Origin of the sequence: Dyella silvatica (assembly GCF_026283955.1) — a bacterium.
Lineage (GTDB): Bacteria > Pseudomonadota > Gammaproteobacteria > Xanthomonadales > Rhodanobacteraceae > Dyella_C > Dyella_C silvatica.
The window spans coordinates 1-17440 of record NZ_JAPDPE010000113.1 but is presented as its reverse complement, the minus strand read 5'-3'; the positions used below and the strand labels follow the sequence as shown (position 1 = coordinate 17440).

Here is a 17440-nt window from a genome sequence, read left to right as displayed (position 1 = left end):
GGCCACCAGCATGCGCGGATCGCCCGGCAGCGGCGCCATCTCGATGCCGTGTCTGGCGGCCGCCTCGGCATAGACGCCGTAGCTGATCAGCACCGGCGTGTGGCCGGCCTGGCGCAAGGCGATACCGAGTGAAAGCATCGGCACCAGATCGCCAGTGCTGCCTAGAGTCATAAGTCCGACGCGCATGTTCTCTCCTGTAGTTGGACGATCAAGTCAGCAAGCGTCCCGACATGCGTGTCGGTGATCATGCCGATGTGGCTGCCGCTGGCTGTGGCAGTGCTGATGTGTTGGCACAACGCATCCCAACCCATGCTGGAGTCGTCAGCGCAGGTCTCGTTGCGGATCAAGCTGAGCGGGCCGGACCACGATGCTGGCCGGTAGGCGCTTAATACGTCGGCGCTGCGCCGGTAAACGGCCAGCAGCGAGGCGATCACCGAGTCATCGGTGCTGGCCGGGAAAATCCCTGCCTGTTTGCATTGCTCCAGCATGCGGCGGTGCCGTTGCGCGGAGGAGAGCGCGCGCAATGCGGCTGCGTCGAGGTCGAGTTCGCAGGCGAAATAGACGGCCATCGCCTCGGCAATGGCGGCCAGCATCGCCGCCTCGTCGTAGCTGGCAAACGGGTCGCTGCCATCCGGGGCGGCCTGATCGAGCACGATCAGGCTGGCGACCCGGCGCCCTTGCTGCTGTAGTTCCTGCGCAATCGCATACGCCAACACCGCGCCAAACGAATGGCCGGCCAAATGCACCGGTCCGCTGGGCTGGCGTTTGACGATGGCTGCGGCGAACTCGGCGGCGAGTTGTTCCATCGACGGCTGCTCATCGCGGGTGTGCAGGTCGGACTGGCCCGCTTGCAGCGCCATGCGGCCGTCCAGCGCGCGCGCCAGCGGCAGATACGACATCGGGTTGCCGCTGGCACCGGGCAGCAAATAGATCGGGGTGCCGTGATGGCCCAGGGCGATAAAGCGTTGGGCGCTAGAACGCTCGCCGTCCTGCTCAGCTTGTTCGCTGAGCAACCCGGCCAGGCCGGCCACCGTGGGCTCGCGCACGAACGCCGCGAATGAAACCTCGCGGCCAAAGCGCTGGCGTAGACGCGCCAGCAGATCCAGCGCCAGCAAGGAATGTCCGCCCAGCTCGAAGAAGTGATCATCGATGCCGATCGCACCGCCAGTGAACAGGGTTTCCCACAGCGTGCAAAGTTCCAGCTGCAATGGCGATTGCGGTGGCTGCAATCGCCGTGGCGCCGGTGCATAGCGCTGCGGCGGTGTGGGCAACGCGGCGAGCAAGGTGGCGATATCGGCGTCGGCATGCGCCAGCTGTTGCAGGATGCTGACGTAGGCCGCCAGCAATTTGTTCGCTTCGGCGGGCGGCATATACGCCGCATGCATGATGAGCTCGCAACGCCAGCCCTGCTCGGGAACCACCAGCAAGGTCACCGGGAAGTGTGTGCGCGCGCCGTGCCCGGCCACCGTGGTGACCGGCGTCGCGGCGGCGTCTTGCGCGGGCCGCGGATAGTTTTCGAAGACCAGCAAGGCATCGCTTAATGGCTTGCCCGCCGCGCGTCCGGACCAGCGGTGGATATCGCTGCCGCTGCACCACTCGTAAGGGGCCAAGGCCATGGCACGCTCGGCGACATGCTGCTGCATCCACGGCCACGCCGCGCCTTGCGGCGGCACCTCGATGCGTAGCGGCAGGCTGTTGATGAACAGGCCGATCCACGATTCGCTGCCTTCCAGCGCACTCGGCCGACCGGACACCGTGGTGGCGTGGATGACATCGCGCTGGCCTGATGCCCAGGCTTGCAGCAGGGCGACTGCGGCGCTGGCGACATGGGCCAGGGTGATGCCGTGCCGGCGCGCGAGTTGCTGCAACAGTTCGGCCGGTTCGGCGCCAAGCCGGTGCTGGCATTCGATCACGCTGGCTGTGGTGGCATCGCTAGTTGGCTGCGGTTCGTCGCTGAGCTGGCCTAGCGGGGCCGGCAGGGTGTCGCCATCGAGATAGGCCTGCCAGAACGCGGCGGCTTCGTCGCGGTCTTGCCCGGCCAGCCAGCTCGCATAGCTGCGCGCGCTGTGTGCCGGCGCATCGTCAGGGTGCGAGGTTTGCATGGCTTCATCGAGCAGCCGCGCCACGCTCCAGCCGTCGAGCAAGGCATGGTGGTAAGTCCAGATCAGCAGCCAGTGCCGCTCATCGCGACGCATGCTGGTCAGCCGCAACGGCGGCGCCTGATGATCGAAACCTTGCGCACGGTCGGCATCCAGCCACGCGCCAAGGCGGTCGTCGGCGCCGGGGTCGTTGGCACTGGGGTCGTCGGCGCTCGGGTCGGCGCGCCAGTCTAGATGCCGCCAGGCGATCGGATAGCTTTCCAGAACCGCGCATAGCGGTTCGCTCTGCGTGGGCCAGACAAAGCGCGTGCGCAAGGCATCGTGACGGCTGATCAAGCGCGCCCAGGCCGCCTCCAGCGCGGTGGCGTCGAAGGCGGCGTCGAAGGTCGCCACGAACTGTTCCACATGCATGCCCTTGCCGGGATGCGCCAGGCTTTCCAGCAACATCCCGCGTTGCTGTGCGCTGGCCGGCAGCAGATCGGTCAGTGATGCGGGTTCGAGCTGGCAACCGGCAAGCAAGGCATCGAGCGATGCCTGGGTGGCGATGCCTGCCAGCGGGAAGTCACACGGCGCGCGGCCACCGACGCCTGCCTGGTGCAACCGCTCAAGCAGCGTCTGGCACGCCTGCACGGTGGCTTCCAGCCAGGCCTGTATCTGTGCGCGGTCAGCCTGGTGCCGGCTGAAACGGAAGTCGATACGCAGGCCGCTGGCATCGGCACTGGCGACGATTTCGATGGCGTACGGCCGCTGCGCCTGACTGTCGACGCATGCGCCAGTGCTGTCGTCGACGGCACGCAAGGCGCCATCGACGGGCAGTGCGTGATCGATCCGTCCCAGGTAATTGAAGGCGACTGCAGGCTGCTGGGTCGGGTGCGGGTCTAGCTGGTTCGGTGCGCTGCGCGCGGCTTGTTTCACCGCCAGCAGCGCCTGATCGAGCGTGCCGGCTTCGCTCGGGCTGGGTGACGGCAACTCAAGATGCACCGGCTGGATACGGGTAAACCAGCCGACCGTGCTCGACAAGTCGATCTCGCCGGCATCGCGGCCGTGGCGCTCCAGCGCCACGGTGAGCGCGGTTTGCCCGGTACTGCGTTGCAAGCCGAGCAGCACGCCGGTCAGCATCAGCTCGGTCGGCTCGCTGCGAAACGGGGTATTCGCGCGGCCCAGCAACTGGTTAGCGAAGTCCGCTGGCAGCACCGCGCTAAGCACCTCGGTGCTGGCTTCGCTGCCGTCGCCATGTGGGTGGGGCAGCGGTGGCAGGGCGATGGGTTTTGCGCTGGCCGCCATCGCCGTTGGCTGCGCGGCGAGATGCACGGCCCAGTCGGCATAGCCCAGCGCGGGTTCGAGTAGCGCCTCGCCGTGCAGCGCTTGATTGAGATGTTCCAGCAGCACTCGCCAGGAGACGCCATCGACCACCAGATGATGAGCAAGCAGCAACAAGTGCGGCCATGCCCATTGGCTCGGCGATTCCAGCACCAGCGCTGTCCACACCGGCCCGTGCTGTAGATCCAGGCTTTGCTGGGCGGCGTCGATCAACGCTTGCGCCTGTTCGTTGCTGTCCACGCGATGACGTTGCAATAGGCTGTGTTCGCGTAGCGGGCTCAGTTGCTGCTGCCAGCCCTGTTCATCGTGCTGAAAACGCAGGCGCAAGGCATCGTGGTTGCGTTCGAGCTGGGCCAGCGCGGCGGGCAGGCGTTCGAGCAGCGCCGGGTCAAGCGCCAGCCGCACCGCCTGATTCCAATGCTGTGGCCGCGGCAGCTTGAGCTTGAAAAACCACTGCTGGATCGGGGTCAGTGGCAATGGCCCCTGATGCACGCGCCGCGCCATGTTCTGCCGACGCCGCTTGAGCAGGCCTAGCTGCGCGCGCAGGGTAGGTTTGCGCAACAAGGCCTGCGCTTGCATATCCCAGCCCAGGCGCGACAAACGCATGGCCATTTGCATGGCGATGATCGAGTCGCCGCCGAGATGGTAGAAATTGTCATCGGCGCTGACGGTCTCGACCTTCAGCAACGCACACCACACGCTGCTTAGCGCGCGGGCTGCTTCGTTGTCCGGCAGCGGCTCGGCCTGGCCGCTGCGCGATGACAGCTTGGGCAGGGCGCTGCGGTCGAGCTTGCCGTTCACGGTGAGCGGCAGATGATCCAGCGGCAGCAGGGCGTGCGGCACCATGTAGTCGGGCAGGCGCTGGGCCAGAAAATCGTGCAGTTGCTGCGCGTCCAGTTGCGCGCCGGGAGCTACCACCGCATAGGCCACCAGTTGCTTATGGCCATCCAGCTCTTGTGGCTCGACCAGGGCCTGGGCCACCGCGGGGTGTTCGCTGATATGCGCTTCGATTTCGGCCAGTTCGATGCGAAAGCCGCGGATCTTTACCTGGCGGTCGGCACGGCCGTGGAATTCCAGCGTGCGATCGTCGCGCCAGCGCACCAGATCGCCGCTGCGATACATCCGCGCATCGGCGGTCCCGGCAAACGGATCGTGGATAAAACGCTCGGCGCTCAACTGCGGCTGATTGATATAGCCGGCGGCGACACCGTCACCGCCGATATACAGCTCTCCGATGGCGCCATGCGGCATCAGCTCGCCGTATGCATCGAGTACATACAGGCGGCTGGCGCCGAGCGGGCCGCCAATCGGCACGCTGGGGGCGCGCATGCCGAGATCGGCGGGCGAGACCCGGTGCATGGTCGCCACGATGGTGGTTTCGGTCGGGCCGTAGCCGTTATACAAACGGACCTTGCCCTCGCAGGCGAACAGCGCGCGCGCCGCGCTCAGCGATACGCGGTCGCCGCCGCTGATCAAATGATCCATCGCGGCCAGCGTTTGCGGCCGTGCTTCGCACAGGCTTTGAAACAGGCCGGCGAACAACACCGCAACCTGGATACGCTGGGTTTCGATCAGCTGGGCCAGCGCGTCGAGGTCAGGCAGGCCCGGTGGCGCGATCACCAACTGCGCGCCCTTGAGCAGCGGCAGCCAGATCTCCAGGATCGAGGCATCGAAGACGAACGGCGCGAAACACAGGTAATTCGCCTCGGCCGGAAAATCCGCCATGCCGGCGAGGAAATGCATCATGTTGGCGTGGCTGACGGCGACGCCCTTGGGACGGCCGGTGGAGCCGGAGGTGAAAATCAGATGCGCGTGGTCGCTGGCCGCACCGACGGGCTGGCCGTGGCTTGGCAGTGACGCGTCGACCCGCAGCCCGCGCAGGTCGATGGCGGTCGGGAATAGCGCGGCAAAGGCCATGCCGGGGTCATCGCTGCCGAGCAATACGCGGGCGCCGCTGTCCTGACGCATCTCACTGATGCGCGCGGCGGGTGCCTCTGGGCTCAGCGGCAGATAGGTGGCGCCGCTGGCGGCGATGCCGAGCACGCCTTCGACAAAATCGATCGAGCGCCATCCGGCCAGGGCGACCACATCGCCGCGGCGCACGCCGGCGGCATGCAGGGCGGCGGCGATGGTTTGCGCCTTGAGTTGCAGCTGGCGATAACTGACCTGGCGCAGCTGCGCTTGATCCCAGCCCAGCGGTGCGCTCAGCGCGGTGCGCTCCGGATGTGCCGCGGCAATGCCTTCAAACACATGCCATAGATGGCGGCGCAGCAAGGCCGGGGAATTCTGCCGTGGAAAATCCAGCAGCGCTGCGCGTTCGCCGTCGGCGAGCATCGGCAACTGCGCCACCGGGCGCAGCGGCTCGGCCACGGCGGCCTCGGTCAGGCGCAGCCAATGATCGAGCATCGCCTGCATCGGCGCGGGTTCGAACAGCGCTGTGGCGTATTCCAGCGTAACCAGCAAGCGGCCATCGCGCTCTTCGAACGCCAGCGCCAGGTCGGATTTGGCGGTGATCTGCGGTGTCGCTATCGGCTGCACTTGCAAGCCGTCGAGATGGATCTCGCTGCGGATTACGTTTTGCAGCGCAATCATCACTTGAAACAGATCGCGCCCGCTTTCGCTGTCGGGCAGTGCCTGGGCGATGATCCGCTCGGCCGGTACCTCGGCATGGCTGAATGCCTGCGCCACGCGATGGCCGATGCGGCTGGTCAGTTCGGCGAAACCGAGTTGCGGATCGAGCTCGAGCCGCAGCGGCAGGCGCCCGGCGAACAGGCCGATGACGTGTTCCAGTTCGTGCTGGCCACGTCCGGCGATAGCGGCACCGAGCAGCAGGTCGCGCTGTCCGCTGTAGCGGTAAAGCAGCACGGCGAAGCTGGTGCTCAGCGCGGCGAACAGGGTGCGGCCTGCCTGGGTGGCGAGCTGGCGCAGCGCGCTCAAGCTGGCGGCGGGCAGTTCGGTATAGACGGCTGCACCGGCAAAACTTTTGCTGCCGGCGTCGAGCCGGCGCGAGGACAGTTCCAGCGGCGGCGGCAGCTCGGCCAGCTGTTGCCGCCAAAACGTCAGATCGGCCTGGTCTGCGTGCGCTGCATGACGGGCGGCCTGCCATACGCTGAAGTCGGCATAGCCCAGGGCCGCGGGCAGTGCGGCAACTGCGCTGCCGCCGGGCCGGTATAGCGCGTCGAGCTCGCGCAGCAGAATGTCGATGCTCCAGCCGTCGGCGATGATGTGATGCAGGGTCAGGCACAGCACATGCCGTTGCGTCGACAAGCGGATCAGCCGCAGGCGCAGCAAGGGCGCCTGGCTGAGCTCGAAGGGGGTCGACGATTCCTCCGCCAGCCATTGTTCGAGCCGGGCCTGCTGGGCAGCGCCGCCGAGGGCGGACAAATCCACCAGCGGCAAGGCGATGGGTGCGGCGGGCAACACCACTTGCATCGGTTGCTCATCAATCACCTGGATCGCGGTGCGCAGCGCTTCATGCCGCTCGCACAACTGTTGAAACGCGCGTTGCAAGGCCGGCGGGTCGAGCAGGCCGTCCAGTTGCAAGGTGCCAGGCATAAGGAACGCGCGGGCGCCGCCGAATTGTTCGGCCGCCCAAACGGCTCGCTGCTGGATGGACAACGGCAGTGGACCGTTTTGGCTGCGACGGCGAATGGCTTGCTCGTCGCGAGTGCGGTCGAGCAACGCCAGCAACTCGCTGCGATGTGCCGTGAGGTTTTCTTTTAGCGCAGGCGTCAGCTGGCCCTTGGGGGTGCGAAAACGCAACTGGCCTTGTTCGCTCCACAGCGTGATGCCAAGGTCGCGCAGCTCGGCCAGCAGGCGGATCGCGGTGGCGGGGTTGGGACTGCTGGCGGCGCTCATAGCACGCCCTCTTCGAAGGCTTCGTCGCTTTCGTCTTCGGCGCCGACATGGCCGAGCATGGCCGCGAGGGTGGCGGCTAACAGGCGCACGGTGGGTGCTTGCAGTACCAGCCCGACCGACAGCGGCAGGCCGGTGGCGGCACGCAGCTGGGCGATCAGCCGGGTGGCGACGAGGCTGTCGCCGCCGAGGGCGAAAAAGTCGTCGTCGGGGCCGATTCGCGCCAGCCCCAGCGTGGCGGCCAGCGATTGCGCGACCTGGGCTTGCAAGGGATCGCCGGGGTAATCGGCATGAATGGTCGCCTGTAGCTCGGCCAGCTGGGTAGCGGTTTGTGGCAGCGCTGGGTTGCCTGGCGCGTGGCTCCAGCGTTGCAGCCGGCTGTGCAGATCGCCGGCCAGGGCCAGCACGCGGCCGCTAAGCCCGGCGCTGAGTGCTTGTTCGGCCAGCTCGATGCTGGCCTGCGCATCCAGCGCCAGGCCCTGCGGCGGGCTGTCGTCCAGATGCAGGCCGTCATAGGCCAGCGCCAGCCAGGGTGTGGTGCCGCGACGGCTTTGTGCGTCGGCGAATACTTCCAGCCAGCGGTTGCCTGCCGCATAGGCGGCAAAGCCGAGCCCGCCGAGCACGCTGGATATCGATGAGCACAACAGCACGTGGTCAAGCGATACGCCGTGTAAGGCATCGGCCAGCTGCCGCACGCCTTCGCGTTTGGCCGCCCAAATGCTTTCGCTTTCGTGCAGCCCGGTATCCAGCAAGGGGCGCTGCGCGGCTGCGCCGGCGATGCCGGCGGCGTGGATCACACTGTGCAGGGCGCCGAAGTGTTCGATCGCGGCGCGTACCGCCGACTGCGCCACACCCGCCGCGGCGATATCGCCGCTGAGTACCAGCACCTCGGCGCCGAGCTGGCGAAGCATTTGCAATCGCGGGTCGTCGGCGGCCGGAGCATGACGGCCGAGCAAGACCAACCGGGCCTGCGCATGCCGCGCAAGATGCTGGGCGAAGTGCATGCCCAACTGGCCGAAACCGCCGGTGATCAGCACCACGGCGGCATCGCGCCACACCGTGGCGCGGGCGGCATCAAGACGCGGCCGGGTTGCCAGCGCATGCACCTGCGGCAGGCGCCGGCCAGCGTCGCGCAGCAAGACGATGGCCGGGCCATCGGCCAGGCACTCGGCGGCCAGGGCAGCGAGCTGGCGCGCATCTTCAGCACCGGCCAGATCGATCTGGCGCAGGCCGAGTTCGGGCTGCTCTTGCGCCAAGACCAGGGCGGCGGCAGCGGTCATGGCCGCATCGGCGTCGGTCGCCGCGCCGTCGTCCTGGGCGTGGCGGCTGACGATGATCAGCCGTTCCGGTGGATGTCCGGCAAGCCGGCGCGCCATTTCCAGTAGTTGTGGAAAATCCGGGCTCAGCACGACCAGCCGCTGTTCGCGCTGGCAGTCGTCCAATGCGGTGATGCGTTGCGCCGACACCCCGAGCGCGGCGAAGCGTTCCGCCAATGCGTCTGCCAGCGTATCGTCGTCGCCGAACAGCGCCACGCTTTGCACCACACCGGGCAGCGCTGGCAACGGTGCGCGTTGCCAGTCCAGCATGGCCAGGTGCGCGGCGGTCGCTGTCGATGCGCCGAGCCAATGCCGGTTTGCCGCGAACGGATAGCTGGGCAGCGCCAGCCGAACCGGTCGTTGCTCGCCATGCAGCCGTTGCCAGTTCACCTGGCAACCGGCCTGCCACAAAACGCCCAGGGTATGCAGCAAGGCCTGCTGCGCGGCGTCGCCGCTGTGGCTCGGCAACATCGCGGTGCAGTTCAGCCCGGCTTCGCGCGCAAACGCGCTCAGCGTGCGGCCGGGGCCGACTTCGATCAGCACGGTGTCGGTGCCTGCCAGTTGCTGCAAGCCTTCGGCAAAACGTACCGGCTGCTCGATCTGGCGCACCCAGCGCCATCGGTCGAGCGCTTCTTGGCTGTCCATCCAGTCGCCGCTGAGATTGGATAGCAAGGGCAGCGTGGGTGTTTGCGGGGTGATTGCCGCCAGCGGTTCGCGTAAGGCCTGTGCCGCGCTGGACATCAATGGCGAATGAAACGCGTGGGCGACGCGTAACGATTGCGCCTCGATATCGCGCGCTTGCAGTTCGGCGGCGAACGCATCGATGGCGGCTTGCGCACCGGCAACCACCGTGCGCTGTGGCGTATTGATCGCGGCAATGCACAGCTGGGCTGGCAAGATCGCCGCCAGCTCGTGCGCCGGCAGCGATACCTGCAGCATCGCGCCGGGCGCCGCCTCATGCATCAGGCGGCCGCGGGCGATCACTAGCGGCAACGCTGCTTCGAGCGAAAACACCCCGGCGATGGTGGCCGCGACCAGTTCGCCCAGGCTATGGCCGAGCAGGCCGACAGGTTGTACACCACAGGCGAGCAGCCATTGCGCCAAGGCATATTCGACGATGAATAAAGCGGGCTGGGCGATGTCGGTGCGTTGCAGCCAGGCCTTGGCTTCGTCGTCAACGGCGCGAGTGAAGCTGCTGCGAATCACCGCCTCGCGCAAGGTTGGCGGCAGCAGCGCCAGGCAGGCATCGACGCTGGCACGGAAGCGCGCATCCTCGGCGTACAGTTCGGCGCCCATGGCCGCGCTCTGGCTGCCCTGGCCGGGAAACAGCAAATACACCCGCGGTTGCGCAGCGGCTGCCGTGGGCAAGGCGCTTTCGCGCAATAGCGGCAACGCTTGCGCAATATGTTTGACGCTAAATGCCTGCCGCCATGGCAAGGCGCGGCGACCGCTTTGCAGCGTCCACGCCAATGCCGCCAACTCGGCATCGGCTTGCACGTGCAAGTACGACGCTTGCAGACAATCGGCAAGGCGTTCGCGCTGACGTCGTAGTGCCGCCGGGTCGGCGGCCGACAATAGCAATACCTGCGGTTGGGCCTGTGGTTGGGCCATCGCGATGCTGCGGCGTGCCGGCGGTTGTTCGACAATGCAATGGGCATTGGTGCCGCCGATACCGAAGGCGCTGACCCCGGCACGGCGCGGCTGTTGCTGATCGCTCCAGGCGGTGGTCGCGGTGGCCAGCCGGAAACGCGTGGCCTCGCTTTGCAATAGCGGGTTCGGCGTTTGCACATGCAAGGTCGCCGGCACCATGCCGCGCTCTACCGCGAGTGCTGCCTTGATCAGCCCAGCCACGCCGGCTGCCGCATCGAGATGACCGATGCTGGATTTCAGCGAGCCGAGCAAACAGGGCTGGCCGTGGTTACCGAATGCCGCGGCCAGCGCGGTCAGTTCGACTTCGTCGCCAAGCCGGGTGCCGGTGCCATGGGCTTCGATATAGCCGATGTCGGCCGGGTTGAGCCCGGCGTCGGCCAGGGCGGCGCGCAGCACCGCTTCTTGCCCGCCGACCGAGGGAGCGGTGAAGCCGATTTTGTCGGCGCCATCGTTATTGGTAGCGATACCACGAATGACCGCGCGCACCGGGTCACCGTCGGCCAGCGCCTGCGACAAGCGCTTTAACGCCACCATGGCAACGCCATTGCCGCCGACGGTGCCGCCGGCGTCGGTGTCAAAGGCGCGGCAGCGGCCATCCGGCGACAGGATGGAGCCTTCTTCATATAGGTAGCCGACTCGATGCGGCACGCTGACCGATGCGCCGCCGGCCAGGGCTACATCGCATTCGCCGTGGCGCAGGGCATGGACAGCCAGGGCCACCGCCACCAAGGAACTGGAACAGGCGGTTTGCACGCCGATGGCCGGGCCATTCAAGCCGAGTTTGTAGGCGATACGGCTGGCGATGTAATCCTTGTCGTTGGCGAACAAGACACGCTGATCTTGACCGGGAACCCGTGCTTGTTCGCGTAGCGTGTGCAAGGCATAGGTGCTTAGCGTGGCGCCGGCAAACACGCCGATGCGCGGCTCTGGCTTGTCGGCGTCGCGATGGGCGGGATTGAGCGCGGCTTGCTCCAGCGTCTCCCAGGCGCATTGCAGTAATAGCCGACCTTGCGGATCGAGCAAGGCCGCATCGGCCGGGCTGTAGCCAAACAGCTTTTCGTCGAAGGCTTCGATATCGTTCAGCGGCGCGGCATAGGGCACATACGCGGGATGCGCCAGCAAGGCGTCGTCGGCGCCATCGGCGAGCGCCTCGTCGCGAGTCACTTCACGGATGCCGCTGCGCGCTTCGAGCAAGGCCTGCCACAAGGCCTCGACGCTGCCGGCGCCGGGAAAACGGCCGGCCATGCCGATAATCGCGATGGGCTCGTTAACGGGTTGAACGCGCACGGTGTGGTTGACGGATGGAGCGCCAGCGCCGTCGAGATGCGCGGCCAGTGCCGCCACCGTCGGGAAGCGGAACAAATCCATCAAGCTCGGCGGCGGATCGAAACAATGCTTGAGCCGTGCATGTACTTGCACCAGCAGCAGCGAATTGCCGCCGGCTTCGAAAAAGCTGCGCTGGCTATCGACCTGGGCGACGCCGAGCACCTCGCTCCAGATCTCGGCGATCTGCCGCTGGCTGGCATGCTCTGGCGGTGTATGGCGTGATGCGGCGGCCGGCTCGCCGGCGCTGGCCGGGGACAGCGCGGCCAGCGCGCGGCGGTCGGTCTTGCCGCTGCTGGTCAGCGGAAACTCCGCCAGCGGCAGCACTCGCGTCGGCACCATCGCGGCGGGCAGGTGCTGGCCGAGAAAGGCGCGCAGGGTGTTGCCGTCGGGCGCGTCGGCGGTGACCAGCGCATAAGCGTCGAGGTGGGCATAGACGCCTTCGCCCAGCAGCAGCACGATGGCATCGCGAACGGCGGGGTGTTGCCGTAGCGCCGCTTCGATCTCGCCCAGTTCACTGCGCTGGCCGCGTAATTTGACCTGGTTGTCGCGGCGACCGAGATACTCGATCCAGCCTTGCCGATGCCAGCGGCCATGGTCGCCGGTGCGATACATGCTGGCGTTGTGCGCGACAAACGGATCGCGCACAAAACGTTCGGCGTTGAGTTCGGGCCGGTTGAGGTAGCCACGGGCAACCTGTACGCCGGCAATGCATATTTCGCCGGGTACGCCGATCGGCGTTTCGCGGCCGCGCTGGTCGAGCACATGACTGCGGGTATTGGCGACTGGCATGCCGATCGGCACCGGGCCGCCGCGCTGTTGCGGCAGGCAGGGCCAGTAGGTGACATCGACCGATGCCTCGGTAGGGCCATAGAGGTTATGCAGTTGCGACTGCGGCGCGAAGTCGAGGCAGCGATCGCGCAGCTGTGGGCTGAGTGCCTCGCCGCTGGTAAAGATGCGGCGCAACGGCGCGCAGCGCTGCGCTTCGGCGGTGCTCAGAAAGATATCCAGCATCGACGGCACGAAGTGCACGGTGGTGATGCCTTCGCGCTCGATCGTCTGGGCCAGGTAGTCAGGGTCGCGATGGCCGCCGGGGCGCGCCATGACCAGGCTGGCGCCGCTAAGCATGGGCCAGAAGAATTCCCATACCGACACATCGAAACCGCAAGGGGTTTTCTGCAGCACGCGGTCGTGCGTGGCCAGGCCGTACTCGGCTTGCATCCAGTGCAGGCGATTGACGATACCGGCGTGCGGCACCATCACTCCCTTGGGTTTGCCGGTAGAGCCGGAGGTGTAGATCACATAGGCGATGTCGTCGGGCGCATGCGTGCTGCCTGCCGCTGGCGCGGCGCGATGCCGATGGCCACGGGGGGCGAGCACGGGCAGGTCGCTGGTCAGCCAGTCATGGCTGCCTGGATCGGCGATCAGCGCCAGCGGCGCGGCATCTTCCAGCATGAAGCTCAGGCGCTCCGGCGGCAGTTCGATATCCAGCGGCAGATAAGCGGCGCCTGCGCGCAGCACCGCCAGCAAGGCGACCGGCAGATCGACACCGCGCGGTAACAGCACGGCGACGACGCGGCCGGGCCCGGCGCCGAGCGCGCGCAATGAGCCGGCGAGGCGGTCGGCCTGTTCGAGCATGTGCGCAAAGCTCAGTTCGCCATCTTCGGCGCGGATGGCGCAGGCCTGCGGGGTGCGTTGCACTTGCGCCGCGATCAGCGCATCCAGCGTGCTGGCAGGGCCGTAGTCGATCGCGGTGGCATTCCAGGCATCCAGCTGGCGATGGTCGGCAGCATCGACCATGTCGACGTCGGCCCAATCCGCATCGCTGGCGGCGGCTTCCAGCAAGCTGCGGAAGGCGTGCGCCATGCGCTCGATGGTTGCGGTGTGGAACAGCTCGGTGCGATAGACCAGGTTGCAGCGGATAGTGTCGCCGGCATCCTCCAGATACACCGCCAGTTCGAATTGCGCGGCGTCGCTGTCCAGCGCCAGCGGCTGCATGTGCAAGCCGTCGGCCGAGGTCGCGCGGATCTCGGTATTCAGGTAATTGAAAAGCACCTGGAACAACGGATGTCGGCTGCTATCGGGCGCTGGCCGCAGTGCCTGCAACAGCCGTTCAAAGGGTAGCGATTGGCGTTCGAAGGCGCTGCGGCAGCGTTGCTGCAATTGAGTCGCCAGCGCGGCGTAGCTGCGCGCGTCGGCCAGTTCGGCGCGGATCGGCAATACATTGACGAAGCAGCCGATCAGTTCGTGGACATTGTCGTGATCGCGACCGGATACCGGCACGCCGATGGCGAAATCATGCTGTCCGCTCCAGCGCGCCAGCAGCACGGCAAATGCCGTGAGGCTGGCGCTGAAGCGGGTACCGCCGGTGGCGCGGGCGAGGCCGTCCAAGGCGGCGATGGCCGTCGACGACAGGCTGAAACTCAGCTGCGCACCGGCCGAGCCGGGAAACGCCGGACGCGGCCAGTCGGTAGTCAGCTCGAGGGTGGGCAGGTCGGCAAGTTCGCTGCGCCAGGCTTCGATCTGCCGCTGTGCGGTCGCGCCGTCGAGCATGCCTAGTTGCCACCGCGCATAGTCGGCGTATTGCAGCGGCAGCGTGGGCAGCGCGGGTGGCTGCCCCTGTCGCAGCAAGCGATACGACTCGCCGAGTTCGCGCCACAGCAGATCGATCGACCAGCCATCGGCAAGCATGTGATGCAGCACCAGGCAGAACACGTGACGCTGCGGGCCCAGCCGCAACAGTTGCATGCGCAGCGGTGCGGCTGCGCTTAGCTCAAACGGCTGCTTTGCCAGCTGCGCAACGATGCGTTTGAGGGCGATGTCTTGCTCGGGCTCGCTAAGCGATTCCAGCGATTCCGGCGCCAGCAGCAGCGGCTGCAACGGCATGATGTGTTGTAGCGGACGGCCGCCTTCATCGATGAAGCGCGTGCGCAGGATGTCGTGCCGCTGGCGCAGCAACTGCACCGCCTGGGTCAAGGCGTCAACGTGTAAATCGCCATCGATCTGCACCGCGCCGCTCAGGTGATAGGCGCTACTGTCCGGTTCAAGTTGCTGGATAAACCACAGCCGCGCTTGCGCCGGCGACAGCGGATGCAGATCGGTACGCGCCGCCGCCGTGGCCGTGACCGGCACTTCGTCGGCATGGCGTTGAGCCGTGTTATCCAGAACCGCGAGCAGATCGCCCAGTACCGGTGCATCGAACAGGGCGGCCATGGGCAGGTCGCGTTGCAGTTTTTTGCGCAGGCGCGCGACCGCCTTAGCGGCCAGCAGCGAATGGCCGCCTATCTCGAAGAAATGGCTGCGTTCATCGATGGCGACGTCGCCCAGCAACTCACGCCATACCTCGCGCACGCTGAGATATAGCGGGTGCTGGGTGATATCGCCGGCGGCGGCCGGGGTGGCGATAGCGGCGGCCGATACCGTGAGTGGGTGTGTCGGCGCCTCGGTCGGTGGCCGCGGCAGATCGCGCAAGCGGCGCTGCGGTTCGCTGAGCAAGCGGGTCAATACATCCTGGAAATAGGCGGCGAGCCGCTCGATGCGTGGCAGGCTGAACAGCGCGCGGTCGTACTCCAGCACACCGGCGTAGGCGTCGCCGTGTTCATTCAATTCGAGCGATACATCGGTTTTCGCCTGGCCGATCGGTAGCGACACCAGCTCGGCATGCAAGCCGGGCAGGGCAGGCAAAGGCAGCGCGGGGGCCAGCGAAAAAAGCGTTTGGAACAGTGGCGTTCGATCGCGAATCAGGCCACGGTCGAGGCGGTTGAGCAGCCGGTCCAGCGGCACGCCGCTATGGCTTAAGGCTTCGGCCCAGCTCTCGCGTGTGCGCTGCCATAGGGTTTCGGCGTCGGTGTCGTCGCTGATGTCGAAACGCCAGGCGGCGGTCTCGGCAAAAAAGCCGACCGCGCCGGGCATGTGTACGTCGTGATGGCCGGATACCGGTGTACCGATGGCAAAATCGTGTTGCCCGCTCCAGCGCGCCAGGGTGACCCCCCACGCGCCAAGCAACAGTGCAAACGGCGTGGTGACGTATCGGCGTGCCGTCTGCATCAACGCATCGCGCACCGATCGCGGCAGCTCGAAAGCTACCCGGGCGCCTTGGGCGCGCCGGATCGCTGGCCGCGGATAATCCAGTGGCAGCTGCAGATCGGGAACATCGTGCAAACGCTGTTGCCAATAGGCCAGGCGCGATTGCATCGATGGCGTATCCAGTTGCCGGCATTGCCATTCCGCATAATCGGCCAACTGCACGCCGGGCATGGCGGGTGCGGCCTGGCCGGGGTCGATGCGATGGGCATACGCGGCGGCGATATCGTTTATCAGTTGCGCCAGCGAGGGGCCGTCGCAAACCAGGTGATGAATCGTTAGCGCGAACAGCCAGTCGTTGCCATCGAGCTGCAGCAGCAACGCGCGCAGCAGTGGCGCGTGGCTTAGCTCGAACGGCTCGGTGGCGGCGTGCTGCACCATGGCCTCGGGCCAACGCTGCTCGGGCGGTAACTGGCGCAGATCGGTTTGTTGCAAGGCAACCGTCAGTGCCGGTTCAACCGCCTGCCATGGCGTGCCATCGACCTCGGCAAACGAGGTGCGCAGGCTTTCGTGCAAGGCGATGCAGTCGTTGAGCGCTGCTTGCAAGGCGGCGGCGTTGAGAGCGCCTTGCAAACGCAGTGCGCCGGCGATCAGGTACTCGCCGCTGCGTCCTTCGCTGAGACGGTCGAGCAGCCATAGTCGCTGCTGCGCGGAAGATGCGCGGAACAGAAACACATCACGATCGTCTGACGGCATATCGGTCAGGGCATTCATCAGCTAAAGGCCTCATCGCGGTGCAGCGCCTGCTCGGCCAACTTGGTGCGGCTGACCCGGCGCTGCTCGCGCGGCAGGATCTGGATGGCGTCGTGGGGTGGGCGGTTGCCGCCGTTGTGCTGGGCGGCTTCGATCGCCGCTGCGAAATGCATGACGGTGGGGTTTTGCAGAAATGCTTTGAAGGTCAGCTCGATCTGCCAGTGCTGGCGCACCCAGGTCACCAGGGTCGCGGCGGCCAATGACTGACCGCCGATGGCAAAGAAGTTGTCGGTAATGCTGTTGACCGGCAGCTGCAGGGTATGGCGCAGGTAATCGAGCAGTTCGGCCTCCAGCGGCGTGCGCGCGGGCACCGCGGCTGGCTGGGCCGCATCGTCGGGTTCGCGCAGGGCGGCGCGATCGGTTTTACCGTTACGGCTTAGCGGCAAGGCATCCAGACGTACGAATTGCGCCGGCAGCATGTAGGCTGGCAGGCGTGCCAGCAGGTAGGCGCGCAACTCGTCGCGCCAGCTATCGAGGTCGAGTGTGTCGCCGGGCGCACGGGGTACCCACCAGGCGATCAGCCGTTGTTGGGTTGGGTGGTCGCCACGCATGTCGACCACGGCTTCGCTGATGCGTGGATGTGTACGCAAGGCGGCGACGATTTCGCCCAGCTCGATGCGCTGGCCGCGCAGCTTGACTTGATTGTCGGTACGGCCACGGAAGAGCAGCGCGCCGTCTTCGCGCCAGCAGGCACGGTCGCCGCTGCGGTACAGCCGATCGCCCGGCTGGCCATACGGGTCGTCGATAAAGCGCTCGGCGGTGAGTTCGGGGCGCGCCAGATAGCCTCGCGCTACCTGCGCGCCGCCGAGATAGAGCTCGCCTTCGATGCCGATGCCGACCGGGCGCAGCGCGCGGTCAAGAATGCGCACCACGGTATGCGCCATGGGACGGCCCAGCGGCACCGGGTGTTCGTCTTGCCCCGCTTTGCAGTGGTGGTCGCACAGCATGACGGTGGTTTCCGCCGGGCCGTAGATGTTGTGCAGGTCGGCATCGAGCCCGAGCTTGAAGATCGCATCGCGCAGCGACGCATGCAGGGTTTCG

General features: G+C 66.6%; 4 protein-coding genes. All 4 read right to left on the bottom strand.

Annotated elements, in window-relative coordinates:
* Nucleotides 1–186, bottom strand: a 186-nt coding sequence (locus tag OUZ52_RS18400) for a hypothetical protein (protein ID WP_266159989.1), incomplete at its 3' end; no start/stop codon positions are given.
* Nucleotides 168–7277 (bottom strand): non-ribosomal peptide synthetase, encoded by a 7110-nt coding sequence (locus tag OUZ52_RS18395; RefSeq protein WP_266159988.1) that lies wholly within the window; start codon nt 7275–7277, stop codon nt 168–170. The genes OUZ52_RS18395 and OUZ52_RS18400, both read right to left, overlap by 19 nt.
* Nucleotides 7274–16360 carry a non-ribosomal peptide synthetase/type I polyketide synthase gene (locus OUZ52_RS18390; protein ID WP_266159987.1) on the bottom strand — a complete coding sequence of 3029 codons (9087 nt, stop codon included), beginning with the start codon at nt 16358–16360 and terminating at the stop codon, nt 7274–7276. The genes OUZ52_RS18395 and OUZ52_RS18390 overlap by 4 nt, the downstream gene beginning before the upstream one ends.
* On the bottom strand, nt 16360–17440 hold a 1081-nt coding region (locus tag OUZ52_RS18385), incomplete at its 5' end, for a non-ribosomal peptide synthetase (protein ID WP_266159986.1). The genes OUZ52_RS18385 and OUZ52_RS18390, both read right to left, overlap by 1 nt.

Coding starts and splice junctions, on each gene's coding strand:
- OUZ52_RS18395 (WP_266159988.1), bottom strand. CDS start 7,277: ATGAGCGCCGCCAGCAGTCCCAACCCCGCCACCGCGATCCGCCTGCTG.
- OUZ52_RS18390 (WP_266159987.1), bottom strand. CDS start 16,360: ATGAATGCCCTGACCGATATGCCGTCAGACGATCGTGATGTGTTTCTG.